This window comes from Spongiibacter pelagi (assembly GCF_014705705.1).
Classification (GTDB): domain Bacteria; phylum Pseudomonadota; class Gammaproteobacteria; order Pseudomonadales; family Spongiibacteraceae; genus Spongiibacter; species Spongiibacter pelagi.
On record NZ_JACXLD010000016.1, the window covers coordinates 1 to 24,486 of the forward strand.

The following is a 24,486-nucleotide window of genomic DNA, read 5'->3' on the forward strand; positions in this document are numbered from 1 at the left end:
TGTTTCAAGATCGCCAGTATCTGGCTGTCGCTGTATCGTGATGTTCGCATAGAAAACTCCTTTGTTTCAGTTTAATGGAATTTTCTACTAATAACCGTTACGTGTTTGCGGGGGGATTACAATAAGTTGCGACAAGACGCATGAAGGGGATTTCATACAGCTGCAGCCAGGAAAAATCATCAGGCATCACAGCATCGAGCTTCCCACTAAAAAAAAGGGGCATCTCCAGATCCATCTCGACCATGGACTTCTGGAGTCGCATTAAATCCAGAAGATCATCACGGTAATATTTCCCGAATTCTTTTTCTACCATCAATCATATCGACCGTCGTCCCGAGCGTAGAAACGGAGCAAACAGGCATTCAGCAATAGCCAAGAAAACTGCGTCATACTAGCAATTTTCTGTGCAGCATTATGGCTAAACGCCTTCTTATCTAAAGTAACAGGCCTCATGAAGTCAGCATAATTCAGATACTTTTCAACACCTGAATCCCACGGAGGCAAATAGAACCTGCGTGATAAACCGTATGTTTGATAACTGGAGAAATTACGCCCCTCTACTTCTGATGAAGGTATTTGGGAAATTGGTACTATTTGAGTAAAGCTTGCATCATCTGCAGACCTGAAAAGGTCGCATGTATTACCTATTAACAACCAGTATTCGACATGCCCAGAAACCGAAGGCTGTCCATCGTGCCATATCAGCGGGACTCCCGAAGACAAACGAAAGACGTCTCCTTGGAAAAATTGATCTTCTCGCAACTCGTCAGAATAAAAAACATCCGGACTAGCTTTACCGGATGACAAAGTTCTAATGGCATCCTTTACATCGCTCGGCTCATAAACCGGAGGCCAACGCCCCTCACGTATTTCAAACATAAACTTCAAACGCGACGGGTTATGGCAACAGCTTCTTTTGAATAGGTTTTCTCAATTAAACCGTCAATTTCCTTCTCAATTTCCAAATCCACATCAGGCAAAATATCGGCTACCGCTATAACTGTATCTACATATCCGGAAATGACTCTTTGGACAGAAGATGCCGAATAGCGCGCGCCCGTCAAAAGCTTGACATTCGCGGTCGGAAAATCGCTTGAAGTAGATGTCGACTGACCATCAGAAAACCTCAAAACATTTCGCCCCACAGATCCAATGGAGGAATCGTCAGTTTCATTCAAAAAGCCCAACTCTCTTCGGGCATCAACAAACCTGCCTGAATTTCTCATTATCACGCTCCCTGCACTTCCTGCTGCATCCAAACTTTTAATTTCTCCCCAAGCACCGCATTGAAAAGTGAGTAAATATCTTGAGTAAAATTACCCAGACAACTTCCAATGAACTCCTGATTATTTAAATTTTTCACTTCGCAATACCGGTCAATATCAAACCGAAAAACCCTATGCTCTGCATCGGGGGAAGCTTTACCAAATCCATAACGAAGAGTAAGCATTCCGTCCTTTTCCGGCAACGTAGATTTCATCGTCATAGTGAAATCAGTGTCCTCAATTGTCGCTATATTATTCGGCATTTTTAGAAAATCCGAATTGATAAGTTCACCCCAATCCGCAAGCCCCCCACCTAAATCTCGATAAATTCTTTCTTTATCTATCAAGTTTACATATCTCACACCTAGGCGAGTGCCATTAACTTCACCAAAAACATTCTGCAGCGCATTGAACGCGAAAGAAAAGCCTTCAATTAGATCTTTCCGACATTGGTGATCGGCGCTACTTAACCTTATTGACCGAGGACTCAAGATAATGGAATTTTTTTGAGCAACATCTATGAAACGATGTTCAATTTCATCGTTTATTGAGAAATTACCATTTTGGTCAACATTAACTTCCCTAATATTATCTTGACCATACATGGGGAACTTTTTTCGCACGAGGTCTTGATATTTAGCTATATCGCCTTTGTCAGCAATACGGAAAATCGGATGAAACCGCAGCTCAACATCCGTTGAAACCAATGGATTCCGATCATATTGATGATATTCAGTATCTACAAAAGACCACGGCATATCTTACCTTCCTGCCCCCCATGCTTATTAAATAGTTTAGTTAGACCATTTGCGCAAGAAACACGCAATAAGAACCCATACGTATTACGAACACTGTGTTTAGTTTTTCAATAATTACAAACAGTTAGACAAAATAAAAGGCAAAGATTCCCACTCTTAGCGCGAAAATATAGCAGCACTATAGAAGAAAATCCTGAAAACCCACAACCCATTGCATTTCAAAGAGATTAACTTAAGGGACGTGAATCAAAGCGGCATACCCCAGCTTATAGATGAAGATAACTCACAAAATGTCCAATGCGTATCAATCTACCGCCAGTTACTGCGCATGACAGTAACCAAAACCTTAGGGGAAAGCACCGTAAGCAGCTGATTTATATGTAAATTTAAACCAAATCCTTACCGATTGAAAATCCTCGTGTCGGTGGTTCGATTCCGCCTCTGGCACCATTTAAATCAATGACTTACAACCAACCTTAAGCCAACGCGCTGATTCACTGTGCCCAAATTTGTGCCCTCGATCCGTCTTGCTGCCTCAAGCATGTGATCTTCACTCAAATGCGCATACCGCAAGACCATCTCAAAGCTCGACCACCCGCCGAGTTCCTGCAATTATTGCAGGCTTGTACCGCTCTGGACGTGCCATGACGCCCATGTGTGCCGCAGATCGTGCCAACGGAAGTCCTCAAGCTCTTAGCAATCCCCCCTCAGCTATTGATGACCATTGACCTAGGGTAAAATCAAAACCCCAGCCCAAACCGATCCAGTATCTTGTGCCTTCTCCATCCTTCTACAGCTTCATCATTGCCTTAATAAGCGCCCTCTCAATCGCGGCTTGCACCCCCACACCCAGCAACACTGAAAAGCAGCGAGTCCTCGAAGCCCATCGCCAACTGGCTTTTACTGTTTACAGCGAGACTGTTCTGAAAACCCAGCGGCTCTACAATGAAATTCCAAATTTCACCGCGGCGCCCTCTGAACAAAAGCTTCTCCACCTTCGCCAGCTTTGGATAGAGGCCCGCGCGCCTTACTCACAATCCGAAGCACTGCGTTTTGGCAATTGGTTTACTGATGAATGGGATGGCAAGGTGAATAGCTGGCCGCTTGATGAGGGCCTGATTGATTACGTGGATTCATCTTATATCGCATCCACCACCAACCCGTGGGCGCAGATGAATCTGATTGGCTCGGAACAAATTCAACTTCTGACCCGGCCCATAAGCACACGCAAATTAAGCATCGCGCTCCTACGGTTACTCTCGTCGGAAAGCGATGTGGAAACCAATGTGCTTTCTGGCTTTCATGCCCTTGAATTTATGCTTTGGGGGCAAGATACCTCGAACTCGCAGGCAAGAGCAGGCCAGCGACCTTGGACAGATTTTCTCGCGCAAGACGGTAAATGCACGAATAGCAACAGCCTTGCAGGGAGCGCCACATCCTGCCGAAAGCGCGGTGAGTTTTTGCTGATCGTCACCAAAGATCTGCTTGAGCGCCTAGAAGAAATGCGCGATCACTGGGCTCCATCTAACAGCCCCAGAGCGGAGTTAGTCGCTGGCGAAGCCAACGCTGGGTTAGCCAGAATGCTTTTTGGGCTCAGCACTATGAGTGCTCAAGAACTTGCCGGTGAGCGCATCCAAGTCGCACTTTATACCTCCGCCCCCGAAGAGGAGCAGGACTGTTTTAGTGACGACACTCATCACTCCATTTGGTATAACGCGCTGGGTATTGAAAATTTTTACTTCGGCCGTTTTGAAAGTACTGACCCGGCGCGGAGTGTTAATCTAGCGCAACACTCCTTAGCCGAATTAACCAAGAAGTATTACCCCGCGCTATCCACTCAATTGGAACAAGCATTTACACAAACTCGGAAAATAACAAAACAGCTGAAAGACATGGGCGATGCCCCAAGCGAACATCGCCAGCATTTTGACCAGCTTATTCGCTCAGAAAACAAAGAAGGTCGAGCATTGCTTGCCGAATTAGTTTTAACCTTGGAACATCAAGCCAACCTGCTTAAACAGCTAGCAAATAGGATAACACTGGATCTCGACCACCCGGGAACTACGCCCAATTCCACACTTGAACAATGAATATGATTTTTCGAGCCGTATTAGTAGTCGCCTTGATTTTACTTGCGTCTTGCGAGCGCCTTCCCGACTACACCAGCGCAGAAGATGGCGAACAATTTGCCGGTGGAGAAACCACATTTAGCGCATTAAATCCGCTTGAATACCAAAGTCGCGACGCCTATTCTCAACCGGCCAGCAACCTGTCATTAGCAGAACGGCAGCTTTTCAGTGTCGGCAATAGTTTCTTTACCCAGCCCTGGGTAAGCGCTCCCTCCAGCGTATCAGCAAGAGACGGGCTTGGCCCGTTGTACAATGCGGCCGCTTGCCAAGACTGTCATTTAAGAGATGGGCGCGGACTCCCGGCAACAATGACAGGCGCCACATCCTCGCTAGTAAAAATCGCTGTTGATGGAAAACAGCCTGATCCACACTACGGCGACCAATTACAAACGCGCGCGCTACTCGGCATTACCCCAGAAGCGAAACTGACCGTAAGCTGGAGTGTCACTCCCTATATTCTTCCAGACGGAGAAAAACACTTACTACGCCGACCAGAAATTCATCTTAGCGAATTAGCTTATGGCGAGCTTTCAAAGACAGCTGCACTAGGGCTTCGCGTTGCACCGCCAATGATCGGATTAGGTTTATTAGAAAACATCAGCGCCGATGAAATTAAAGCCAGCGCAGATCCAGAGGATCGCGACGGCGATGGCATTTCTGGGCGGATTAATACCGTCATTGATCTTGCCTCACAACAACAGGCACTCGGCCGCTTCGGCTGGAAAGCCGCTCAACCCAGCGTTCACCAACAAACCTTAGTCGCCCTCGCCAACGATATGGGCATCACCTCCGCAATCATTCCGCAGAGCACCTGTACTCCGGCTCAGAACACCGCTTGCGCAAAAGCCTATTCCGACTCCGAGCCCGAACTGGAAGCGCCGATTGAAAAAGCCCTGGTCTTTTACGCAAGCCATCTCGCGGTACCCATGCGGCGCTGGTACAACACCGAAGAAGTCTTACAGGGCAAGCGCTTGTTCCATCAATTTGGCTGCGCGGCATGTCATCGCCCATCGTGGACAACCGTAAACTCCAGTGAAAATCCCGCCTTAAGCCAACAAAAAATCTGGCCCTATACCGACCTATTACTGCACGACATGGGGGATGAACTCGCCGACGGCATTTCTGAATTTAGCGCCAGCGGTAGCGAGTGGCGAACGCCACCCTTGTGGGGAATTCACCTAAGCCAATCAGTCAGCGGCAAGCATTCCGGCTTTTTACACGACGGCCGTGCGCGCACCTTTGAGGAAGCCATTCTTTGGCACGGCGGCGAGGCCCAAGCCGCAAGAGACGCGTGGGCAAATGCGCCCAAAGCACAACGCGAATTTTTGATCTGGTTTTTGAAAACGCTTTGAGCGATTAGCGATCAGCCCGGCGCTCAATCTAGGCTGGCAGCTAAAAAAGCGTCTAGCTTACCACCTCTACCCACCCTCGATGGGCCAGCACTCATAACCCGTCATTTTCAAAACAACACACTCGCCGATCCATCAATTTAATTTGTTACCCGCAACTTGCCCTGCCTCCTCCCAACAAAAACTATCGATCGATAGTTTTTGTTGACAAATCACATTTTAAATAGATAATTCAAAAAATATAAAAACTATCGATCGCTAGTATAAATATGAATCAACCAACTACTGCACCAATAAAATCTCGCCGTGTCGCCGCCACTGAACCCAAGCTACCTGCATCTGAAGAGCTGACGAAGTCAAAACGGATCGTCCTATCTGCCGCTCTAGAGCTATTTGCTGCAAATGGCTATGGCAGCACATCAATTCGGGACATTGCTCAACGAGCCAATATGAAATCCTCCTCTTTGTATAACCACTACAAATCAAAGGAAGACATTCTCGCCACCCTTATCGAGATTGGTCATATTGAATTATTCCGACGCTTACGTGCCGCAGTTGTTAATGCAGAGTCCGCCGCCGCAAGCCAACTTAAGGCATTTATTGCCGCCAATGTGAGATCTCAGGCCGAGTACCCGATGCTGGCGGTCGTGGTGAACCATGAGCTTCATGAACTAGGGAAAAAGCATATTGGCCCGGCAATGACATTGCGGGCACAAAGCGTCGAGCTGTTCTTGGATATTTTGGAAAAAGGTAAAGCTGAAGGCGTATTTAACACGCCCCACCCCCCCTCTTTAGCCGCAAGCGCCATCGGCGCAATGTGCAGCCGAATCGCAGAGTGGTTCACCCCAGAGCACGAGCAAACCATAGAAAAAATTGAAAGCGCCCACGTTGACTACGCTTTAAACATTGTCGGCTTTAATCAATAAAAATTCGGAAAAATAATAATGAAACTTTCAAAGTTAAGCCTATTTATCTTAGGCACATTCCTTACATCTCAATCACAGGCCAATGCCAACTCGAGCAATTCTCGGGCGATTGAAGAAATTATTGTTACAGCGCAAAAAAGAGAGGAAGCCGTTCAAGACGTTCCAATTTCCATGTCTGTAATGAATGACGATTTTATTACCGAACAAGGAATAAACGATTTGGCAACCGCAATGCTTTACGTTCCCAGCGTCAAGGTGACTGCCGCCGGTTTTTTTGCAGCTCCAAACGCTCGAGGATTTACTTTCAATAACAATAACAAAGCGTTTGAGCCTCCACTTGGTCTTGCCATTGACGGACTCCCTTATACCAGAATTCCTTATTTTCTTGCCGCGACATTTGATCTACAACGAATTGAAGTCCTGCGCGGACCACAAGGGACTACTTTCGGAAAAAACACTACGGCTGGACTTATTCACATGCTTACCAAGAATCCGACCGATGAACTTTCTGGTGCATTGAACATACAAGGCGGTGAATACAATCGCCGCCGTTACGAAGGCGTAATAAGTGGACCAATTATTAAAGATTTTCTGAATATTAGAATTGCCGGATTTAGCGATGTCCGAGATGGATACATAAAAAACACCACCCACGATGCACGACCAGGCGCACAGAAGGATTTTCTTGGTCACGATCGAGATGGATTTAGAATAAAAGCCGAATTTACTGACCTTGCTGGCAGCAATCTCCGCTTAAGTTATGAAGAGGTGAATTTAGTTGATAGAGGCACAGGCGCAGAAATAATCAGGGCAAAACCGGAAGTTCAAGAGTACATGCGACAGTTCGACCCAAACACGGACTTCACTGCCGACAATAATACCGCGTCTATGGACTACCCGGATGGCCGCTCCGTTACTATTAAAACCTTTAACTCACAGTGGGATATGGATTTCTCTAATTGGGGGCTTGTTGTCGTTGGCGGCTATTCCCAACTGAGCAACTCATTAACCGCAGATATCGACTTTTCTCCCGCCCCCGCTTCATACGCATTGGGCGGTGACACATCGCCAACCACAACCCTCGAGGCTCGCCTTATCTCGCCAACCCTAGATGGACTTTTCGGCCTCACCGAAATTGGCGGACTATCCCTTGGTAGCAGTGATTTCATCATGGGAGGGTTTTATCAGAACCGGGAAATTAACGACAGCACCATGCGCTTTGTGTTTGATGTTCCGGTTTACCTCGGGATGATTGCCGCAGCATCTCCAAATACCTCCGGCTTGGCACCGCTAATAGGACTTTATCCTACGTTCACCGAGGGAACTATTTTGGAAGATGCTACGCAGAATTTCGAGCAACGCGCGGAAACTGCCGCTTTTTTTGGTGAAGCAAAATGGAATTTTCATCAAGACTTTACGGCCCAACTTGGGTTCCGAGTAAGTGACGAGGAAAAGTCTGCGGCGTGGCAGCAGGTCTACAACAACCCTCAACCCTCTGTGCTTCTACCAGAGAATGGCCTTGAAGAATTTGAAGCCGAACGAAGCATGAAGGACAGTCAATTTCAGTACAAAGTATCACTGAATTGGCACCCAAGTGACGACATCAGTATCTTTGCCCACCAAGCCAAAGCCGTTAAAGGCGGCGGATTCAACGCCTTTTCATTCCGCGGCGTTGACGATGAGCTGCAATATAGCCCGGAATACACCACTGAATACGCGATAAATGCAAAAACATTTTGGCTTGATAAAACCCTAGTATTAAACCTTGGCATTTATCGCATGGAAGTTGAAGATTTTCAGGTACTGATTAGAGATGCGGAACGCGCCAATCTCGGCGTTGGCGTATCACGCGTAACCAATGCCGCCGAAGCGAGAGCACAAGGCTTTGAAGGCGACTTCCAATGGAACCCCCTTGCATGGCTAACCTTGATCGGCACTATTGGTTACAACGAAACAGAGTATCTCAATTTCACTCGTAACGAATGTCCGGCAGATCGCCCCATGCCAGGTGGGTGTGATGCCACTGGCAAATCTTTCCCATTCACTCCCGAATGGAACAATACGCTAACCACTATTTTTAGGACCCCAATTGGCAGCTCAGGCCTAGAGTTCACTGCATCAGCAACGATCGAAAACTATTCTGAGCAATTTCTTGATGTCGACTTGGACGAGAGAAAAATCCAAGAAGGATTCAGTCGCTACAAAGCCAGCATAGGGCTATCCCACCCGATCCAAGGCTGGTCAATCAAAGTTGTTGGTGAAAACCTGACTGACCAACGAAGCGGCGTTCGGCAAGGCGATTTATTTGAAGGCGTATTTGTAGAATCCGTAGAAATTCCAAGAATGATCTACGGACAATTGGCGTGGTCATTTTGATAAAAATCGACGCAATCAAAAAAATTTAAAAGCAGGAGATTATTGAAATGCCACATATTACTACGCTTAGCGGCGTTAAGATTTTTTACGAGTCTCATGGATCTGGCGAGCCTGTCGTTTTGCTTCATGGACTCGGGGGCTCTAGCCGAGACTGGGCACCACAGACAGGACACCTTTCCAAAAATTATCGCGTCATCTCCATCGATATGAGAGGCCACGGCCAGTCTGACAGCCCAGACTCAGACTACGACATGGAAATAATCGCCCAAGAAACACATGAGGTGCTTTCCGCATTATCCATCACAAGCGCTCACATAATCGGGATTTCAATGGGAGGGATGCTGGCGTTTGAAGTCGCTATACAAAACCCTGAACTTGCTAAAAGCCTTGTTATTGTCAATTCTGGCCCGACAATGCAGATTAAGTCATTTAGATTTTGGCTCAAGAAGCAAACTCGAAGGGCGTTGGCGCTTATCGCACCAAAATCACTGATGTCGAAAGTCATTGCCAACAATCTTTTTCCCGAACCAAATATGGAAGATCAGCGGCAATACTTTATCAATCAAGTCGCTTTAATGAATCCTAAAACATACAGAAAAGCACTTTCTGCGGCACTGTCATTTAATCAAGAAGATGCATCCACAACGCTTTTGATGCCGATTCTTTTCATTACAGGCGAATTTGATTACACCACGCCAGAAGAAAAGCGCCCGTTTGTTGATAAAATCCCCCACGCGACCATGGAAATTATTGCTAACGCCAGACACGCACTCCCCATTGAACGTCCGGATATTTTCAACAAAACAGTGGATAATTTTCTTTCATCGATAGCTTGATTGGGCGCAGCCCGCAATACATCACCGTACTAAAGCGCCGACTTAAATATTAGTTTTTATTTCAACATATTCAATAAGCGCTGCAATGACATCCAATAAAGCTCGTCATTGCTATAGCCGCTAAACCGGTCGATTTCCGTTTCTCCGTCAGCCAAGACAAAGGTCGGCGTTCCGACAACACCGGCCTTCAGCGCTATTCCGCTAGCGCTTTCTATCTCTTGAGAGCTCAAGCCAGCAATATTTATTTTGCGCATGGGCGCCTGCTGCGCTTCATCAGTCCGCGAGTATATTCGCCCAACTTGTTGATCGAAGTTTTTGCATGCCCCACAGTTGGGATCGTAAAAATACAATAGTTCCGCCGCTTGCACGCCATTAGCCAAGAATAAAAGCAGGAATAACTGCAACACCTTATGGCCGAATATAGGCATAGCCTTTCTCCAGTTGCAGGCGAGTGATTTCTACAATCCCGGCATCGACAAATTCCACCCCCAAGGTCATATCCGCTTCTTTGAGGTTTTTGGCGTTCAGCGTATTGCGGCACACCTTAAAAATCACGCCCTCCAACATCAGGCTATCAATCATTGAGGCGTAGGTATTTCCGCGCTCATCTTTAGCCCCATCCACAAGAAAAGAGATGCCATCACCCACAGCAACCACTTCAATATGGATTTGCGGGTCGGCCTCGCGCTGGTTGTAAATATGGCGAATCGCAGCTATCGCCTCACTTGATCGGGAGACTTGATAAACCACCCCGCGCTCAATATTTGAAGATGACTCCTCTGCCCCACAGGCAGACAAAGCCAAAGCCGCGCAGAACAACAGCACCGGGCTTATGAATTTCCGAAAGTAATACGCAGACAAATTTGGCATAGAAATTAGTGTCATCATTCTTATTTTCAAATCGACTTGCTCCTACTGATCTATCGGCTATAACTGTAGCAACGACCAAGGCAATTGCTTTGGCGTCAATGTCTCAGAGAGATCATCCTGTACCCACTTTAGACGGTTGCAATATACCTTGGGGGGTATAATATAGAGCTGTTATCTATCCTAACCATAATTTGATAACGCGCCAGCCTTGGAGGCAGGATGTCAGAGAAAAAAATAACAATCCAGACGTTTCAAGCGTCTGAGCACAACCCTACCCACACTGCGCCGCTTGGTCATTTGCAGCACGCTCCGGAATCATTTCTGGATGCCAATACGATCAGTGATATCAGCCAAAATGGGATAGATTCTAGCCGCCGCCGACTGCTTCGCGGCAGTTTCGCCGCCGCCACAGCCGCCATGCTCATGCCCGTAATCTCACAACAGGCGCGGGCCGAAGAAGGCGATCCAGATATTTTAAACTTGCCGCCGTGGTCAAAAATGCTGGGCAAATCGGTCGCCAGTCCTAGCTACGGTCAACCGTCTAAATATGAAGCAAATATTCAGCGTCGCCAGAGCCCCGGCCTGACCCAAACCGATCAAGCCAGCGTGTCCTTTAGTCCACTGCAAGGTATGTTCGGCATGATTACCGCCAGCGGCCTGCATTTCGAACGCCATCACCAAGGCTGGGTTGATGTCGATCCTCGCCGCCACCGCCTAATGATTAATGGCCTGGTGAATTCGCCCAAAGTGTTCACCATGGAAGACCTAATGCGCCTGCCCTCGGTATCGCGCATTCATTTCATCGAGTGCGGTGCCAATACCGGCATGGAGTGGGGCAACGCCGCTGTACCCACGGTGCAATACACCCACGGCATGTTGTCCTGCTCCGAGTTCACTGGCGTCCCCCTCTCCCTGTTATTGGAGATGGCCGGCTACGACAAAGCAAAAGCGAAATATATTTTGGCGGAAGGGGCCGATGGCTCGGCGATGACCCGCACTATCGATCTTGAACGCGCGCTGGATGATGTGATTGTCGCTTACGGCATGAACGGCGAAATGTTGCGTCCTGAAAACGGCTACCCACTGCGCCTTGTTGTACCCGGCGTGCAGGGTGTGTCCTCGGTGAAATGGCTACGCCGCATCGAAGTTGGCGATCAGCCCTATGCCACCAAAGACGAGGCGATTCACTATATTGACCTGATGCCGGATGGCCAGCACCGCCAATACACATCTATCCAAGAAGCGAAGTCAGTCATTACTAACCCCTCCGGCGGCCAACGTCTGATGAGTCAGGGCTTTTACAACGTGACTGGCCTAGCGTGGAGCGGGCGCGGCACCGTGAAGAAAGTCGACGTTTCCTTTGATGGCGGCCGTAACTGGTACACCGCCAACCTTGAAGGCGCCGTGCTGCCCAAGGCACTAACTCGCTTTAATATCGGTTGGGTCTGGGATGGAAAGCCCGCCATTCTGCAAAGCCGAGTTACCGACAGCACCGGTTATGTACAGCCGATGAAGCGCCAACTTAAAGAAGTGCGCGGCTCGCGTTCGGTCTACCACAATAACGCGATTCAATCTTGGCGCGTTAATGAATCCGGCGAGGTGGAAAATGTTCAAACTGCCTAAGTTGGAATGGCGTGCACTGATCGCCGCAACAGCCGTAACGACAGTCGCATCGGTTTTAACCGCCTGCGATACCGAGGCACCGCTTAACAGTGTCAGCAGCCCTTGGCAGTCTAGCTATGAGTCTGTGGGCCGCAGCGCGACGCCGGCTGAAATCGCCTCATGGGACATTGACGTGCGGCCAGACTTTACCGGCCTGCCCGCTGGCTCAGGTTCAGTCGAAGACGGTGAAAGCCTATGGATGGAGCGCTGCGCAAGCTGTCATGGCGATTTTGCCGATTCCAATAAATTTTTCTCGCCCTTGGTGTCCGGCAATATCACCGAAGCAGATATCGCCGCTGGCCATGTCGCCTCACTAAATGATTCCACCCGAGTTCGCACCACCTTAATGAAAGTAGCAACGGTGTCGACACTATGGGATTACATCAATCGCGCCATGCCGTGGAACGCGCCCAAAACGCTGAGCAGCGATGAGGTGTATTCGCTGGTCGCCTATCTGTTGAGCTTGGCCTATATCGTGGACTACGACTTTGTTCTCAGTAACGAGAACATCGCCGAAGTGCAGGCGCTTCTACCCAATCGCAACGGCATGACCCAAGAACACGGCCTTTGGAAAGTCGACGGTCTTGCAGACGTGAACAACACCGACTGCATGAACAACTGTGAGCAAGCAGTCAAGGTTGAGTCCTTTATCCCTGATTTTGCCCGTAATGCCCACGGTAATTTGCAGCAGCAAATGCGCGTGTTTGACCCATTCCAAGGCATCGACACCACCCAATCCAAGGGCGCAGCTCCAAGCACCAGCGCGCAAGTGATCGCAGAACCTAAAGCACAAGCGGCCAACCCCGCTTTGGATCTGCTTAACGATAACGGCTGCATGGGCTGCCATCAGCTCGACAGCAAACTGGTCGGCCCCGCGTTCAGTGATGTCACTGAAAAATATATCGACCACCCTGATGCCACCGCCTATCTAGCGCGCAAAATCCGCGAAGGTGGCTCTGGGGTCTGGGGCGGTTTTATGCCACCCATGCCTCAGCTCAGCCAAGAACAAGCCGAGCAAATTGCTCAGTGGTTAGTGAATAAATAATCGAATAACAATCCAATCAATGGTGAAACACATGACCAGAAACAGACGCTCTTTTCTTAAACTCGCCGGCGCGGCCATCGCCCTCAGCATAGCCCCACTAAAACTGCTCGCGGAATTTGTGCGCCCCGAAAAAGCCCTTGCCGCTACCGATCTCGACGGCGTTTTCGCCCAATTGGGCACACCAACCGACAGCGACCAAATTATGCTTGAGTCGCCAGATATTGCCGAGAACGGCGCCGTGGTTCCCGTTGGCGTCACCAGCAATATTCCCGGCACCAGCAAGATCTACGTTGTCATTGAAAAGAATCCCAACCCCTTGGCCGCCGCCTTTGCCATACCCGAAGGTACCGAAGCCTTTGTACAAACCCGAGTAAAAGTGGCGCAAACCAGCCCGATCTACGCCGTGGTTGAAGCGGGCGGCAAACTCTACAAAACCAGCCGCGAAACCAAAGTCACCCTCGGCGGCTGCGGCGGCTAAACCCTTTTAAAAATTTAGAAGAATAATGGAGTAACAAAATGGCCGGACAAATTCGAATCAGAGCAAAACTTGAGGGCGATGTCGCCGAAGTCAAAGCCCTTATGCGCCACCCTATGGAAACCGGGCAACGCAAAGACAGCGCTGGCAACAAAATCCCCGCACATTTCATTACCCAGGTTATCGCCAAAATGGGCGATAAAGTCGTGCTGGAAAGCCAATGGGGCGCCGCCGTATCACAAAACCCCTTTTTAAGCTTTCGGGTAAAAGGCGCCAAAGCTGGCGACACCATTACCGTAGAGTGGCTCGACAACAAAGGCGAAACCGACAGCGGCGAAGCAGTGGTTAAATAAAATTCAGTGCTAACCACCACAATCTTGGCCGAGGAGTAATGATGATAATAAAAAGACTGCCCAAGCTAAAAGTTATCGGCTTGTGCTTGGGCTTATTTGGCGTTAACAGTGCGATAGCCCAAGACGATCCCTTTGCCGAATACCGGGCCATGATGGGCGACGACAACCCGGCTATCTTTGTTAGCGAAGAAGGCGCCGATCTTTGGCAAGCTCCTAACGGGCCAAAACAGGCGAGCTTTGAACAATGCGATCTTGGCCTTGGCCCCGGCATTGTCGAAGGTGCTTACGCCCAACTTCCTCGATACTTTGCCGACACCCAGCAAGTCATGGATTTGGAATCACGGCTGTTCTATTGCATGGAAACCTTGCAAGGTCGCTCACCAGAAGAAGCAAGGAAAAAGCCCTACTCCTCCACCGGCGATATGGGTACTGAAATTGAAGCCTTAGTAACCTATATCGCAGAGCAATCGACTGGAATGCCTATTGCTCTTCCGCAGCAACACCCGCTTGAAATCGCCGCTTACGAGCAGGGTAAAAGCTTATTTTACTATCGCGCCGGCCCCCATGACTTTTCCTGCGCAACCTGTCACCGCCAAAGTGACAAGCGTATTCGCCTGCAAAACTTACCCAATTTGACGACCAATGAAGGCGCTGGCGCCGCTTATTCAAGCTGGCCGGCTTACCGCATTTCTCAAGGACTGGTACGCACGATGGGCTGGCGGATGCAAAGCTGTGGGCGTCAGCAACGGCTTCCAGAATTACAGCCTGGCTCCGAGGCTGTTATCTCACTAATGACCTTTATGGGTGTCAATGCCAAGGGCACTGAAATGGCCGCACCCGGTCTGAAGCGCTAGGGAGAAAAAATGAAAAACGCCTATTTTAAACTCGCTGTGCCGCTATTGATTTCCATTGCTCTTGCCGCCTGCGCCAAATCTCCAGAGCCTAATAGCGCAAATAAAAGCAATGAACCAAAAAGCGCTGAACAGATTTGGCGCAGCTCAATGAAAGCCAAAAATCACGTTGGGCTTGATCGCATTACCCAAACCGAGCTGCAAAAAGCCTGTAGCAATAATAGCGATATTGTTGCGAATGAAGCACAGCGCGCCGTTCTGCAACAGCAGGCCATGAACTCAGTAGCATTCCCTGCCGATGGCAACTACCTCGGTGATTGGCAGCGCGGGGAAGCGATTGCTGGCGATGGCAAAGGCTTACAGTGGAACGACAATCCCAACGAGCCCAATGGCGGCAACTGTTACGCCTGTCACGAACTCAGCCCTAAGGAAGTCGCCTACGGCACCATTGGCCCCTCACTAAAAAACTACGGTATGCGCGGCCAGTCTGAGGCGATGCTGCAATACACATGGGCAAAAATTTGGAATCCCAATGCCTACACCCTGTGCTCGCATATGCCACGCTTTGGCGATGCCGGCATTTTGACTGAGCAGCAGCTTAAAGACGTGATGGCCTATCTGCTTGATCCCGCATCACCAGTAAATAAGTGATTTCAGCCCTGCAATAGCAGGGCTTAGCGTACAGTGAGAATAAAATGAAGCGACGCGAATTTACTCAAATGTTGGGCCTCGGCCTTGCCGCCGGCATGAGCTTACCCATGTTGAATGGCTGCAGCCGCAAACCCGCCAGCAGTGAAAGCATCTACAACCTGCCCAAATTCGGCAATGTGCACTTTATGCATATGACCGACGCCCACGCGCAGCTAATGCCAATTTACTACCGCGAGCCCTCCACCAATATTGGCGTGCATGAGGCCCGCAACCGGGTACCCCATCTAGTCGGCGATGCCTTCTTGAAAGCCAATGGGCTGCCCCGCGATTCACACCTAGCCCACGCGTTTACCTACCTCGACTTCACCGCCGCAGCGCAGCAATACGGCAAGGTCGGCGGTTTTGCCCACCTCGCCACCCTGGTTAAGCAAGTGCGCGCCTCTCGTCCCGGCTCGCTGCTCTTAGATGGCGGCGATCTTTGGCAAGGTTCAGCGACATCACTATGGACAAATGGGCAAGACATGGTCGACGCCAGCAAGGCCTTGGGCATCGATATTATGACCGGCCACTGGGAGTTCACCCTCGGAGCCGACCGGGTCATGGAAATTATCGAAAATGACCTCAATGGCCATATCGATTTTGTCGCCCAGAACGTAAAAGATTTTGATTTTGGCGACCCGGTTTTTGCCGGTCACACCATGAAGGAAATGAATGGCGTACCGGTTGCCGTGATCGGCCAAGCCTTCCCCTACACACCCATAGCCAATCCCGGCCACTTTACCCCCGACTGGACCTTTGGCATTCAAGAGCGCGAGCTACAAGAAGAAATCGATAAAGTGCGCAAGGCCGGTGCGCAGGTTGTCATTTTGCTGTCTCACAACGGCGCTGATGTCGATATCAAACTGGCCTCACGAGTAAGCGGGCTGAACGCCATTATGGGCGGCCACACCCACGACGCCATTCCCCAAGCAATTGAAGTGAAAAACGCCGCTGGCGAACTCACCCTTGTGACCAATGCTGGCAGCAACGGCAAGTTTTTAGGCGTACTCGATTTTGATGTGCAAAATGGCAAAGTCGCCGGCTGGCATTATCAGCTACTACCGGTGTTTGCCGACTTGCTTGCGCCAGATCCCACCATGAGTGCCCTCATCGACAATATTCGCGCCCCTTTTGCCAAGCAGCTGAATGAAAAGCTCGCCACCACCGAGGGGCTGCTGTATCGGCGCGGCAATTTTAACGGCAGCTTTGACCAATTGATTGTTGATGCACTCATGGATGTCAAAGGCGCCGAAATTGCCTTCTCGCCCGGCTTCCGCTGGGGCACCAGTTTGCTCCCCGGCGATGACATCACCATGGAAGACTTGATGAGCCAAGTCGCCATCACCTATCCGCAAACCACCCTTAACAGCTTTACCGGTGAGCGTATTAAATTCATCTTGGAAGATGTCGCCGACAACCTGTTCAACCCCGATCCTTACTACCAACAAGGCGGCGATATGGTTCGGGTAGGCGGCTTGGACTACACCATCAACCCCAATGCCGACAGCGGTAATCGCATTTCCGATATGCGTTTGAACGGCAAACCGCTAGAGGCCAGCAAAACCTATAAGGTTGCCGGTTGGGCGCCGGTTGCCGAGGGCGTATCTGGTGAGCCTATTTGGGATGTGGTCAGCGGTTGGTTACGCAATAAAAAGTCCATCCCGCTGGTCGCCGCCAAGCAGCCCAAAATTATTGGACTGAATGACAACCAAGGGATCGCCTAAATTACGCGTACTTGCTGAGTAGGCTGGTTATGTGCTGAATCTGGCTCTCCAGCTTTTCAGGCGAGTTATCGCCTGTCTGCTGGCTCATACTCAATTCTTGTCGCAGCGCGCAGGCCATGGTCTCGTAAAAGGCCTTGTCCAGCGCTTTACGTGCCGCAGAGAGCTGTTGTGCAACGCGTTCGCAGTCTTGTTCTTCTTCCATCATCCGTTGAATACCCCGCAATTGCCCCTCTACCCGGCGCAACCGAGTAATGAGTGACTTGCGTTTGTCGTCCCAGTTTTCCTGCATGCGTTTGTCCTGCATGTTGTTACATCGTATTTAGCTGTCTAATTATTACACATGATGGGTAGTTTTACCCCTTCCACTTGTTGAGAGCGGCTTGGGTAAGGATAATGCGCGCAATCTTGGAAGGGGTTAAAAAATGAGCAATAACGAGAAAAACCAATTGCTGGATCAAGCCTTGGAATGGCAAGCACCGGGCGACAAAGATTGGCTGTTTGGCCTGTTTAAAGGCTGTGAAAAATATTTTGATGTGGAATACAGCGGCCTAGAAAATCTCGATATTTCCAAACCGGTATTGTTTGTTTCCAGCCATTCTCTGTTCAGCATTACCGATCTGTTGGTGTTCTCTGGCATCTGGCGGCAAACCGGCACACTGGTACGCGGCTTGGGCGACCGGCTGCATTATAAAGTGCCAGTATGGCGCAGCATGGTTCGCCACTTAGGCGTGGTATTGGGCGATCAAACCATTGCACAGGGGCTTTTGGAATCCGGGCAAAGTGTGTTGGTGTTTCCCGGCGGCGCCCGAGAAGTGATGAAAAAGCGCTACGAAATTCACAATCTGGTGTGGAAAAAACGCACCGGCTTTATTCGCCTCGCTATTAATGCCGGCGTACCGATTGTGCCAATTTCAGTTTACGGCGGCGATAAGGTCATGGATATCGTGGTCGATGCCGACGATTACAAACAAACCTGGCTGGGTAAACTGGCAGCGCGTACCGGCATTCTTGACGATTACTGGCGCGGCGCCGATGAACTGCCGCCGATCGCCAAAGGCATAGGCTGGACCGTGTTGCCAAAACCCCAAAAAGTCTATGTCAGCTATGGCAAACCGATTCATTTTGACGGTGTGGCCACTGACGACCCCGCCGCTCTCATGCAGGCGAGGGAAAAAGTCTCCAGTGAGATCAACCGTATGATGAACGAAGCCAAAGAGCGGGATCAAAGCAACGCCCAGCCCCTGTGGCGTCGTTTGATGAGCAATATCTAATCACAAGCGGGCATAAGGTGGAGTAAAGCGCCCCCACCCGCTATAATCGCCGCCAAAAGTGTGGTTGCCCACGGGGAAAGTCCCATTGGGCAGACAGAATTAAATAATGAGGATTAGGCAAGTGAAAAACCTGAAGCTTGGCAAAGTCGTACTGCTGTGTTCGCTGCTAATGGCAGCCGTATCTGCTTGGGCAATGAGTGACAAACAACGCGCTGAAATTGAATCGCGCATCCAGCCTGCGGGCGGTGTTTGTTTGGAAGGCGATAGCGCTTGTGGCGCAAGTGCAGCAGCGAGCAGCGGCGCACCTAAATCTGGCGAAGATGTTTACAAAGGCAGCTGTCAGGGCTGTCACGCGGTTGGGGCTGGTGGCGCTCCAAAATTTGGCGACAGCGCCGATTGGGCTGCACGCGGCAAGCAGGGCATTGAAACCCTCTACACCCATGCGATTGATGGCTTTAGCAATATCGGCATGATGCCTGCCAAAGGTCTGTGCATGAGCTGTTCAGATGATGAAGTAAAAGCCGCCGTTGACTACATGGTAGACAACAGCAAGTAAGCCAAGGCTTACCCGCTTCAAAGAGGCCGCTTTTGCGGCCTTTTTTATACCTATTAGTTGTCTCATCTAAGATAAACCCCCACACGTACAAACCCAAAGCGGCGCAAACAGACATTGCACCGCCACGCCAGGATGGCTAGTCTACAAATAATAAAAAATGTTAGGTGGCCAATGAAAATCCTACTCAGCCTTTTAGTTCTGCTTTCGCTTAGCGCCTGTGGTGGCTCATCTAGCACCAGCTCAACACACCAAAACCCCACACCGATCAACAATAGCGAAAACGATGACGGCAGCACCAACAATGCCAGCCCCATGACCTTTGGCGAGCCCACAAATAGCCAAATTCGCCCCGGCGTAGAAGTGATCTCGGCAGATAACAGCAGCTGCACATCCAACTTTCTTTATTATTTGAATAGCACTACGGTATATATCGGCGCAGCGGCCCACTGCTTCAGCCCCGACGCCAATACCGGTACCGACCCCTGCGAAACCGAAAACTTAGCCATCGGCTCCCCCGTGACGATTGCTAATGCGACCCAACCCGGATTGCTCGCCTACAGTAGTTGGGCGGCTATGCAGCAAGTAGGCGAAGACCCCGGCAATGCCGCCTGCGACAATAATGATTTCGCGCTAATCAGAATTAACCCCGCCGACCTCGGCAATATTCACCCTGCCGTTGTCGGTTTTGGTGGCCCCACGGCCCTGCGCAGCGATACCGCTAGCATCGACGAAACCGTCTACGGTTACGGTCAATCTATATTCCATCTTGGCGTGCAGGAGCTGGAAACTCGCCAAGGTAAGATCAGTGATATTCGCGGTGAGGGCTGGCTTTACGCTGTGACGAATAGTCTGCCGGGGTTGGGTGTGCCCGGCGACAGCGGTGGACCGGTAATGGATGCCAACGGACGCGCTTTAGGGGTAACGTCAGTCTTGTCGTTTTCACTGCCTAGTGGCGCGACGAATGGCATTGTGAATCTGAAGATGGCCTTGGACTACGCCAAGCAAAACGGCTTTATTAATCCAGACGTCACACTGATAACGTGGCAGGATTTCAGCACCGATGGCGTAGTGGCGCTGCCAACACTCGGCCTATAAGCCCGCCAGCATATTCTTCAAGCCGTCGAGGGTCTCCTGACCGCGCTTCTGGTTTTTGGCGGGATCAACTTCGCCATTGCGGCCCTCCCACTCCAGATCATCCTGAGGCAACTCGGCCAAAAAGCGGCTCGGCTCGCAGTCGGTCATTTCGCCAAAGCTTTTTCGCTTGGCGCAATAACTCATTGTGAGCGTGCGCTGAGCACGGGTTATACCCACATAGCAAAGCCGCCGTTCTTCATCGACCATGCCGTCATCAATACTGTTTTGGTGTGGCAGCAAGCCTTCTTCCATGCCGATCATAAACACATGGGGAAATTCCAAGCCCTTGGCGGCATGCAGGGTCATTAACTGAACCCGGTCGGAACTCTCTTCCTCATCTTGCTGACGCTCTAGCAAATCACGTAACACCAGACGACTAATGGCCGACTCAAAATCATCTTCGCGCTCATCGTCTTCCAACATTTTCTTGAGGGATTCAATCAGAATATTGACGTTGCCATAGCGCTTTTCCGCCACCGCCACCGATGAGCTGTTTTGCAGCAGCCAGTCAAAATAATCAATATCGCTGCAAAGTTGCTTGATATTGGCGATGGGGTCTTCTTCGTAGCAGCGGCGGCGCAGCTCATCCAGCCAGCGGGTAAATTCCCGCAAGCGAGTCACGGCAGACTCATTGAGATGATGCTCAAGCCCCATTTCTTCACAGGCGCTGTACAGGCTGATTTCGCGCTCGGTAGCGTAGCGCCCCAAGCTTTCAAGCGTGGATGTACCGATTTTACGGCGCGGCACATTTACAATGCGCAGAAAGGCATTGTCGTCATCTTGGTTAATGATCAGCCGCAGGTAAGCCATGATGTCTTTGATCTCATTGCGACCAAAGAAAGACGTACCGCCACTGAGCTTATAGGGAATTTGGTGAGCCTGCAGTTTCAGCTCCAATAAGCGCGCCTGATGATTACCCCGATACAAAATCGCATAATTGCCGTACCGGCCATTGCTGCGTAATTTGTGATCGAGAATTTCCGTGGCGACACGCTCGCACTCCGCGTCTTCGTTGCGGCAACGGATAATTCTAATCGCATCGCCCACGCCCAGCTCAGACCACAGCGCCTTATCCAGCTCGTGGGGGTTATTGGCAATAACCGTATTCGCCGCTTTGAGAATGCGCGTTGTGGAGCGGTAATTTTGCTCCAACTTCACCACTTTCAAATGGGGGTAGTCTTTGCCCAACAGGGCGAGATTTTCTGGCTTGGCGCCACGCCAAGCGTAGATAGACTGGTCGTCGTCCCCCACCACTGTGAGTCCGCTGCGACCGCCCACCAGCTGTTTCACCAGATGATACTGAGCGCTATTGGTATCCTGATATTCATCCACCAGCAGGTAGCGGATCTTATTACGCCATTTATCCAAGATATCCGGGCGCTGATCAAACAGCAGGGCGGGCAATAAAATCAGATCATCAAAATCCAGTGCGTTATAGGCTTTAAGGGCAGATTGATAACGGATATAAGCCTGCGCACAAAGCATATCCGCCGGCGTTTCTGCCATGCGCTCGGCCTGCTCTGGCAGAATAAATTCATTCTTCCAACTGGAAATCTGATTTTGTATTAAATCGGCTTTATCGCCTTCCGCGCCGTGATTCTGAATCAATAAATCCCGAATCAAGGCCTGCGCATCTTGCGCATCAAAAATGGAAAAACCCGATTTATAGCTCAGCGCCTGATATTCACGACGCAGAATATTCAGCCCCAAATTATGGAAGGTAGAAACGGTCAAACCGTGGCCATCGCGACCCGTCAACAAGCTGGAAACCCGCTCTTTCATTTCGCGGGCGGCCTTATTGGTGAAGGTTACCGCCGCAATATGCCGCGCCGGAATCCCACACTTTTCAATGAGATAAGCCATTTTGCGCGTGATAACACTGGTCTTGCCACTGCCCGCTCCGGCCAGCACCAGCAAGGGGCCGTCGATATACTTTACGGCTTCACGCTGTCGGTCATTTAGCTTGCTCAAGAGGGGTACGGCTCCGCGAAATCACTTCAACCCGGGGGACGGGAAAGCCGGCAATTATACCAATGGCAGCGGTCGAGACCAGCCTCAAACGATAAGCCGATTGCGACCCTGCTCTTTCGCTTGATACAACTTGGTATCGGCCAGATGAATAATGTCATCCAAGCCCTGATCGCAGCAGCCATTCAGGCCGATGCTGACCGTTACCCGAATTTTGCTGTCACTGGGCAGCGGCGAATTCGCCACCTTCTCACGGAAATTCTCAAGCTGTTGTTGGGACTCCCCCTCATCTCGGCGGTGCATAATACAGAATTCTTCACCGCCAAAGCGGGCCACCAAATCATCGGGAAAGCTTTCATTCAATAAGCCCGCCACATGCTTTAGCGCCTCATCACCGGTGCTGTGGCCGTAGGTGTCGTTGATGCTTTTGAAGTGATCAATATCAATCATCGACAGCGAAAGTGGGCGATCCTGCCGTAAAGCCTGACGCTTTACCGACTCACCCTGCTCAAAGAAATAGCGACGATTATAAAGTTTGGTCAGATAATCCCGATTGGCAGCGTCACGAATGAGATCAATCTGCTCAAGATACTCAAGGTTTTGATTCACCCGACACAACAATTCCTCATAGCTAAAAGGCTTGCTGATGAAATCATTGGCACCGCTTTTCAAGAAATGCGCAGATAAGCGCGGATCAGCGGAACTCGACAAGCCAATAATGGCCATCTGATTTTTGGCGAAGCGGCTGCGTAACTGCTGAATCAGCTCAAAGCCATCCATCTCAGGCATATTGTAATCGGTGATCACCAAGCGGATATCCGGATGCTGCTCCAACACGCCCAACGCCTCAATTCCATTCGACGCCGTTAACACGTTTAATCGCTGAATACTCAGGTAATGCTTCAGATTTGCGACCGCCGAACGAGAATCATCTACCACCAAAACCTTGGTGCGATAATTATGGTGAATTCGCTCAACCAAGCGACAAGCATACTCATAGGCGCTGATATTCTTCTTCACCACATAATCAACCACACCCAGCTTGAGCATTTTTTCACGAATGGCATCGCCAAAATAACCGGTCAGCACCACCACGGGAATATCGTGCGACTGCACAAAAGGCACCACCTCACCGTCTGGTGCATCCGGTAAATTCAAATCTACCAGCGCCACGGCAAACCCTTCTGAATCCGCTTCAATCAGCCCGCGCGCTTCCGCACCACTACCGGCCAAAACCACCTGCAAACCCAAGCGGGTCTCAATCATGACCTTAGCCATCGCAGCCAGTGAACGGTTGTCTTCTACAACCAATACCTTCGGCATTACTATTATCCCTAATTAGAATCCAAAAGATTCTACCCGTGACATAGCAATGGCCGGATTAGTAATGATGCTTATGGGGGGGCTGGGGGAGTTTGTCGAACCTCTAGAGGTTCTCACCTAGCAAGCAGACAATTTATAAAAAAACCGGCATAAAGCCGAGGGCGCAATTGAGATCAAACTGGAGCAAAGAAGAGGATTTAATCGAAATCGCCTAAGGGCGTTTTCGACCCTTTGGGCTGCGTCGCAATGCGACTTGTTCAAACTCCGCCCTAGGCGGGGTTTGTCGAACCCCTGACCTTTGCCTCCGGGGTCCAATAAAAACCACAATAAAATCAAGACAAAAATCTTATCTGTTTGTTTTTAAAGGCTATTTTTTACCGATCAATCACGCAAGATACCGGCGAATCACAAATAAAATGTCCCAAATTTATCCCAGCTCGCAGACTTTGTATGATTTGACATGCGAAATACTGGGAGATTTTCGTAAGTACTGAAAAAGCAGTCGACAAATCTGAATTTTATTGACCCATACCGATTTTCCTAATCCGGTCAAAAAACTCTCACTGCTGGTTTTCATCTGCATTCAAATTCTGATAAATAGTCCTAGAAGCACTAACAGCTTCTCCCACCACCTAGTATACGATGAATGCACAAGTCACCTAAAACTTCAAAAGCATGGATGATAAACACATGAAAAGCTGGAGAATAATCTTTTTTCTAATGATGTCAGGATGCGCGACTGATCCAAAATATTACAATCTCCACTACTTGGCACCTCAAGATCTGAGCCAGCAAAAGACCATGTTCGGCGACAATTAGGATGACCGGTTAGCGACAACTATCTTGGCCGGTTGGGTATGACAATAGGCATTTGTTTTCCTCCATGGAGCACAAGTGCCTGGTCAACACATTACCCACCGACAAG

24 protein-coding genes are annotated in these 24,486 nt (G+C 49.8%); 15 read left to right on the forward strand and 9 right to left on the reverse strand.

The genetic code is table 11. The annotated features are described in order from the left end of the window. Positions 1–97 precede the first annotated feature (97 nt). The 4 genes from IB286_RS14540 to IB286_RS14555 are packed head-to-tail and all read right to left on the reverse strand — an operon-like array spanning position 98 to position 2,023. Complete coding sequence (locus IB286_RS14540; RefSeq protein ID WP_190766800.1) at positions 98–313, reverse strand: hypothetical protein; 216 nt, start codon at positions 311–313, stop codon at positions 98–100. After that, positions 313–879 (reverse strand): hypothetical protein, encoded by a 567-nt coding sequence (locus IB286_RS14545; protein ID WP_190766802.1) that lies wholly within the window; start codon positions 877–879, stop codon positions 313–315. The genes IB286_RS14540 and IB286_RS14545 overlap by 1 nt, the downstream gene beginning before the upstream one ends. 5 nt (positions 880–884) lie before the next feature. Then, positions 885–1,226 (reverse strand): hypothetical protein, encoded by a 342-nt coding sequence (locus IB286_RS14550; protein WP_190766805.1) that lies wholly within the window; start codon positions 1,224–1,226, stop codon positions 885–887. Between the two features lie 2 nt (positions 1,227–1,228). Then, positions 1,229–2,023, reverse strand: a complete 795-nt coding sequence (locus tag IB286_RS14555; RefSeq protein WP_190766807.1) for a TIGR04255 family protein — start codon at positions 2,021–2,023, stop codon at positions 1,229–1,231. A 773-nt stretch (positions 2,024–2,796) separates the two neighbouring features. Between IB286_RS14555 and IB286_RS14560 the strand changes: the two genes are divergently transcribed. The 5 genes from IB286_RS14560 (at position 2,797) to IB286_RS14580 (ending at position 9,639) form a co-directional block, all read left to right on the forward strand. After that, positions 2,797–4,113 carry an imelysin family protein gene (locus IB286_RS14560; RefSeq protein WP_190766809.1) on the forward strand — a complete coding sequence of 439 codons (1,317 nt, stop codon included), beginning with the start codon at positions 2,797–2,799 and terminating at the stop codon, positions 4,111–4,113. 2 nt (positions 4,114–4,115) lie between these two features. Next, positions 4,116–5,504, forward strand: coding sequence for a di-heme oxidoreductase family protein (locus IB286_RS14565; RefSeq protein WP_190766811.1), 1,389 nt, complete (start codon positions 4,116–4,118; stop codon positions 5,502–5,504). Positions 5,505–5,770: 266 nt separating this feature from the next. Beyond that, a complete protein-coding gene (locus tag IB286_RS14570; protein ID WP_190766813.1) occupies positions 5,771–6,427 on the forward strand; it encodes a TetR/AcrR family transcriptional regulator in 657 nt (218 codons plus the stop codon). A gap of 18 nt (positions 6,428–6,445) precedes the next feature. After that, the gene (locus tag IB286_RS14575; RefSeq protein ID WP_190766815.1) at positions 6,446–8,803 is read left to right on the forward strand and encodes a TonB-dependent receptor; all 2,358 of its coding nucleotides are present in this window, start codon (positions 6,446–6,448) and stop codon (positions 8,801–8,803) included. Positions 8,804–8,850: 47 nt separating this feature from the next. Further along, the gene (locus IB286_RS14580) at positions 8,851–9,639 is read left to right on the forward strand and encodes an alpha/beta fold hydrolase (protein WP_190766817.1); all 789 of its coding nucleotides are present in this window, start codon (positions 8,851–8,853) and stop codon (positions 9,637–9,639) included. Positions 9,640–9,695: 56 nt separating this feature from the next. Here IB286_RS14580 and IB286_RS14585 read toward each other — a convergent pair whose 3' ends face one another. Both IB286_RS14585 and IB286_RS14590 read right to left on the reverse strand, forming a co-directional pair. Beyond that, the gene (locus IB286_RS14585; protein WP_190766819.1) at positions 9,696–10,067 is read right to left on the reverse strand and encodes a thioredoxin family protein; all 372 of its coding nucleotides are present in this window, start codon (positions 10,065–10,067) and stop codon (positions 9,696–9,698) included. Continuing rightward, the gene (locus IB286_RS14590) at positions 10,048–10,527 is read right to left on the reverse strand and encodes a DsrE family protein (protein WP_190766821.1); all 480 of its coding nucleotides are present in this window, start codon (positions 10,525–10,527) and stop codon (positions 10,048–10,050) included. Before IB286_RS14590 ends, IB286_RS14585 begins: the two co-directional genes overlap by 20 nt. Positions 10,528–10,728: 201 nt before the next feature. On the opposite strand from IB286_RS14590, the gene soxC reads away from it, so the two are divergent. Genes soxC through soxB form a run of 7 tightly spaced genes read left to right on the forward strand, consistent with a single transcriptional unit; the run spans position 10,729 to position 17,309 of the window. Then, on the forward strand, positions 10,729–12,132 hold the full coding sequence (soxC, locus tag IB286_RS14595) for a sulfite dehydrogenase (RefSeq protein WP_190766823.1): 1,404 nt from the start codon (positions 10,729–10,731) through the stop codon (positions 12,130–12,132). Continuing rightward, positions 12,116–13,216 (forward strand): c-type cytochrome, encoded by a 1,101-nt coding sequence (locus IB286_RS14600; RefSeq protein WP_190766825.1) that lies wholly within the window; start codon positions 12,116–12,118, stop codon positions 13,214–13,216. The genes soxC and IB286_RS14600 overlap by 17 nt, the downstream gene beginning before the upstream one ends. A gap of 31 nt (positions 13,217–13,247) precedes the next feature. Further along, positions 13,248–13,694, forward strand: a complete 447-nt coding sequence (gene soxY, locus IB286_RS14605) for a thiosulfate oxidation carrier protein SoxY (RefSeq protein WP_190766827.1) — start codon at positions 13,248–13,250, stop codon at positions 13,692–13,694. Between the two features lie 38 nt (positions 13,695–13,732). Beyond that, on the forward strand, positions 13,733–14,044 hold the full coding sequence (soxZ, locus tag IB286_RS14610) for a thiosulfate oxidation carrier complex protein SoxZ (RefSeq protein WP_190766829.1): 312 nt from the start codon (positions 13,733–13,735) through the stop codon (positions 14,042–14,044). 41 nt (positions 14,045–14,085) lie between these two features. Further along, positions 14,086–14,898 (forward strand): sulfur oxidation c-type cytochrome SoxA, encoded by an 813-nt coding sequence (gene soxA, locus IB286_RS14615; protein ID WP_190766831.1) that lies wholly within the window; start codon positions 14,086–14,088, stop codon positions 14,896–14,898. 9 nt (positions 14,899–14,907) lie between these two features. Continuing rightward, the gene (gene soxX, locus IB286_RS14620) at positions 14,908–15,546 is read left to right on the forward strand and encodes a sulfur oxidation c-type cytochrome SoxX (RefSeq protein WP_190766833.1); all 639 of its coding nucleotides are present in this window, start codon (positions 14,908–14,910) and stop codon (positions 15,544–15,546) included. Between the two features lie 44 nt (positions 15,547–15,590). After that, positions 15,591–17,309 (forward strand): thiosulfohydrolase SoxB, encoded by a 1,719-nt coding sequence (gene soxB, locus IB286_RS14625; protein ID WP_190766835.1) that lies wholly within the window; start codon positions 15,591–15,593, stop codon positions 17,307–17,309. 1 nt (position 17,310) lies between these two features. Here soxB and IB286_RS14630 read toward each other — a convergent pair whose 3' ends face one another. Continuing rightward, positions 17,311–17,613 carry a metal-sensitive transcriptional regulator gene (locus IB286_RS14630; protein WP_223826439.1) on the reverse strand — a complete coding sequence of 101 codons (303 nt, stop codon included), beginning with the start codon at positions 17,611–17,613 and terminating at the stop codon, positions 17,311–17,313. Between the two features lie 118 nt (positions 17,614–17,731). Here IB286_RS14630 and IB286_RS14635 point away from each other — a divergent pair, with 118 nt between their 5' ends. The 3 genes from IB286_RS14635 (at position 17,732) to IB286_RS14645 (ending at position 20,231) form a co-directional block, all read left to right on the forward strand. Then, entirely contained in the window at positions 17,732–18,580 is an 849-nt protein-coding gene (locus IB286_RS14635; protein ID WP_190766838.1) for a lysophospholipid acyltransferase family protein, read from the forward strand. Positions 18,581–18,701: 121 nt separating this feature from the next. After that, positions 18,702–19,136, forward strand: coding sequence for a c-type cytochrome (locus tag IB286_RS14640; RefSeq protein ID WP_317889775.1), 435 nt, complete (start codon positions 18,702–18,704; stop codon positions 19,134–19,136). Positions 19,137–19,307: 171 nt separating this feature from the next. Next, positions 19,308–20,231 (forward strand): trypsin-like peptidase domain-containing protein, encoded by a 924-nt coding sequence (locus IB286_RS14645; protein ID WP_190766841.1) that lies wholly within the window; start codon positions 19,308–19,310, stop codon positions 20,229–20,231. Here the strand turns inward: IB286_RS14645 and rep are convergent. Together rep and IB286_RS14655 are read right to left on the reverse strand one after the other, a co-directional pair. Then, positions 20,226–22,241, reverse strand: a complete 2,016-nt coding sequence (gene rep / locus IB286_RS14650; RefSeq protein WP_190766843.1) for a DNA helicase Rep — start codon at positions 22,239–22,241, stop codon at positions 20,226–20,228. The genes IB286_RS14645 and rep overlap by 6 nt on opposite strands. A gap of 84 nt (positions 22,242–22,325) precedes the next feature. Then, on the reverse strand, positions 22,326–23,561 hold the full coding sequence (locus IB286_RS14655) for a diguanylate cyclase (protein ID WP_190766845.1): 1,236 nt from the start codon (positions 23,559–23,561) through the stop codon (positions 22,326–22,328). Positions 23,562–24,486: the final 925 nt, after the last annotated feature.

What these genes read in the sequence shown, in the direction of transcription:
- IB286_RS14540 (WP_190766800.1), bottom strand. Translation starts at nt 313, where the DNA reads ATGGTAGAAAAAGAATTCGGGAAATATTACCGTGATGATCTTCTGGAT.
- IB286_RS14545 (WP_190766802.1), bottom strand. Translation starts at nt 879, where the DNA reads ATGTTTGAAATACGTGAGGGGCGTTGGCCTCCGGTTTATGAGCCGAGC.
- IB286_RS14550 (WP_190766805.1), bottom strand. Translation starts at nt 1,226, where the DNA reads ATGAGAAATTCAGGCAGGTTTGTTGATGCCCGAAGAGAGTTGGGCTTT.
- IB286_RS14555 (WP_190766807.1), bottom strand. Translation starts at nt 2,023, where the DNA reads ATGCCGTGGTCTTTTGTAGATACTGAATATCATCAATATGATCGGAAT.
- IB286_RS14565 (WP_190766811.1), top strand. Translation starts at nt 4,116, where the DNA reads ATGATTTTTCGAGCCGTATTAGTAGTCGCCTTGATTTTACTTGCGTCT.
- IB286_RS14570 (WP_190766813.1), top strand. Translation starts at nt 5,771, where the DNA reads ATGAATCAACCAACTACTGCACCAATAAAATCTCGCCGTGTCGCCGCC.
- IB286_RS14575 (WP_190766815.1), top strand. Translation starts at nt 6,446, where the DNA reads ATGAAACTTTCAAAGTTAAGCCTATTTATCTTAGGCACATTCCTTACA.
- IB286_RS14580 (WP_190766817.1), top strand. Translation starts at nt 8,851, where the DNA reads ATGCCACATATTACTACGCTTAGCGGCGTTAAGATTTTTTACGAGTCT.
- IB286_RS14585 (WP_190766819.1), bottom strand. Translation starts at nt 10,067, where the DNA reads ATGCCTATATTCGGCCATAAGGTGTTGCAGTTATTCCTGCTTTTATTC.
- IB286_RS14590 (WP_190766821.1), bottom strand. Translation starts at nt 10,527, where the DNA reads ATGATGACACTAATTTCTATGCCAAATTTGTCTGCGTATTACTTTCGG.
- soxC (WP_190766823.1), top strand. Translation starts at nt 10,729, where the DNA reads ATGTCAGAGAAAAAAATAACAATCCAGACGTTTCAAGCGTCTGAGCAC.
- IB286_RS14600 (WP_190766825.1), top strand. Translation starts at nt 12,116, where the DNA reads ATGTTCAAACTGCCTAAGTTGGAATGGCGTGCACTGATCGCCGCAACA.
- soxY (WP_190766827.1), top strand. Translation starts at nt 13,248, where the DNA reads ATGACCAGAAACAGACGCTCTTTTCTTAAACTCGCCGGCGCGGCCATC.
- soxZ (WP_190766829.1), top strand. Translation starts at nt 13,733, where the DNA reads ATGGCCGGACAAATTCGAATCAGAGCAAAACTTGAGGGCGATGTCGCC.
- soxA (WP_190766831.1), top strand. Translation starts at nt 14,086, where the DNA reads ATGATAATAAAAAGACTGCCCAAGCTAAAAGTTATCGGCTTGTGCTTG.
- soxX (WP_190766833.1), top strand. Translation starts at nt 14,908, where the DNA reads ATGAAAAACGCCTATTTTAAACTCGCTGTGCCGCTATTGATTTCCATT.
- soxB (WP_190766835.1), top strand. Translation starts at nt 15,591, where the DNA reads ATGAAGCGACGCGAATTTACTCAAATGTTGGGCCTCGGCCTTGCCGCC.
- IB286_RS14630 (WP_223826439.1), bottom strand. Translation starts at nt 17,613, where the DNA reads ATGCAGGACAAACGCATGCAGGAAAACTGGGACGACAAACGCAAGTCA.
- IB286_RS14635 (WP_190766838.1), top strand. Translation starts at nt 17,732, where the DNA reads ATGAGCAATAACGAGAAAAACCAATTGCTGGATCAAGCCTTGGAATGG.
- IB286_RS14645 (WP_190766841.1), top strand. Translation starts at nt 19,308, where the DNA reads ATGAAAATCCTACTCAGCCTTTTAGTTCTGCTTTCGCTTAGCGCCTGT.
- IB286_RS14655 (WP_190766845.1), bottom strand. Translation starts at nt 23,561, where the DNA reads ATGCCGAAGGTATTGGTTGTAGAAGACAACCGTTCACTGGCTGCGATG.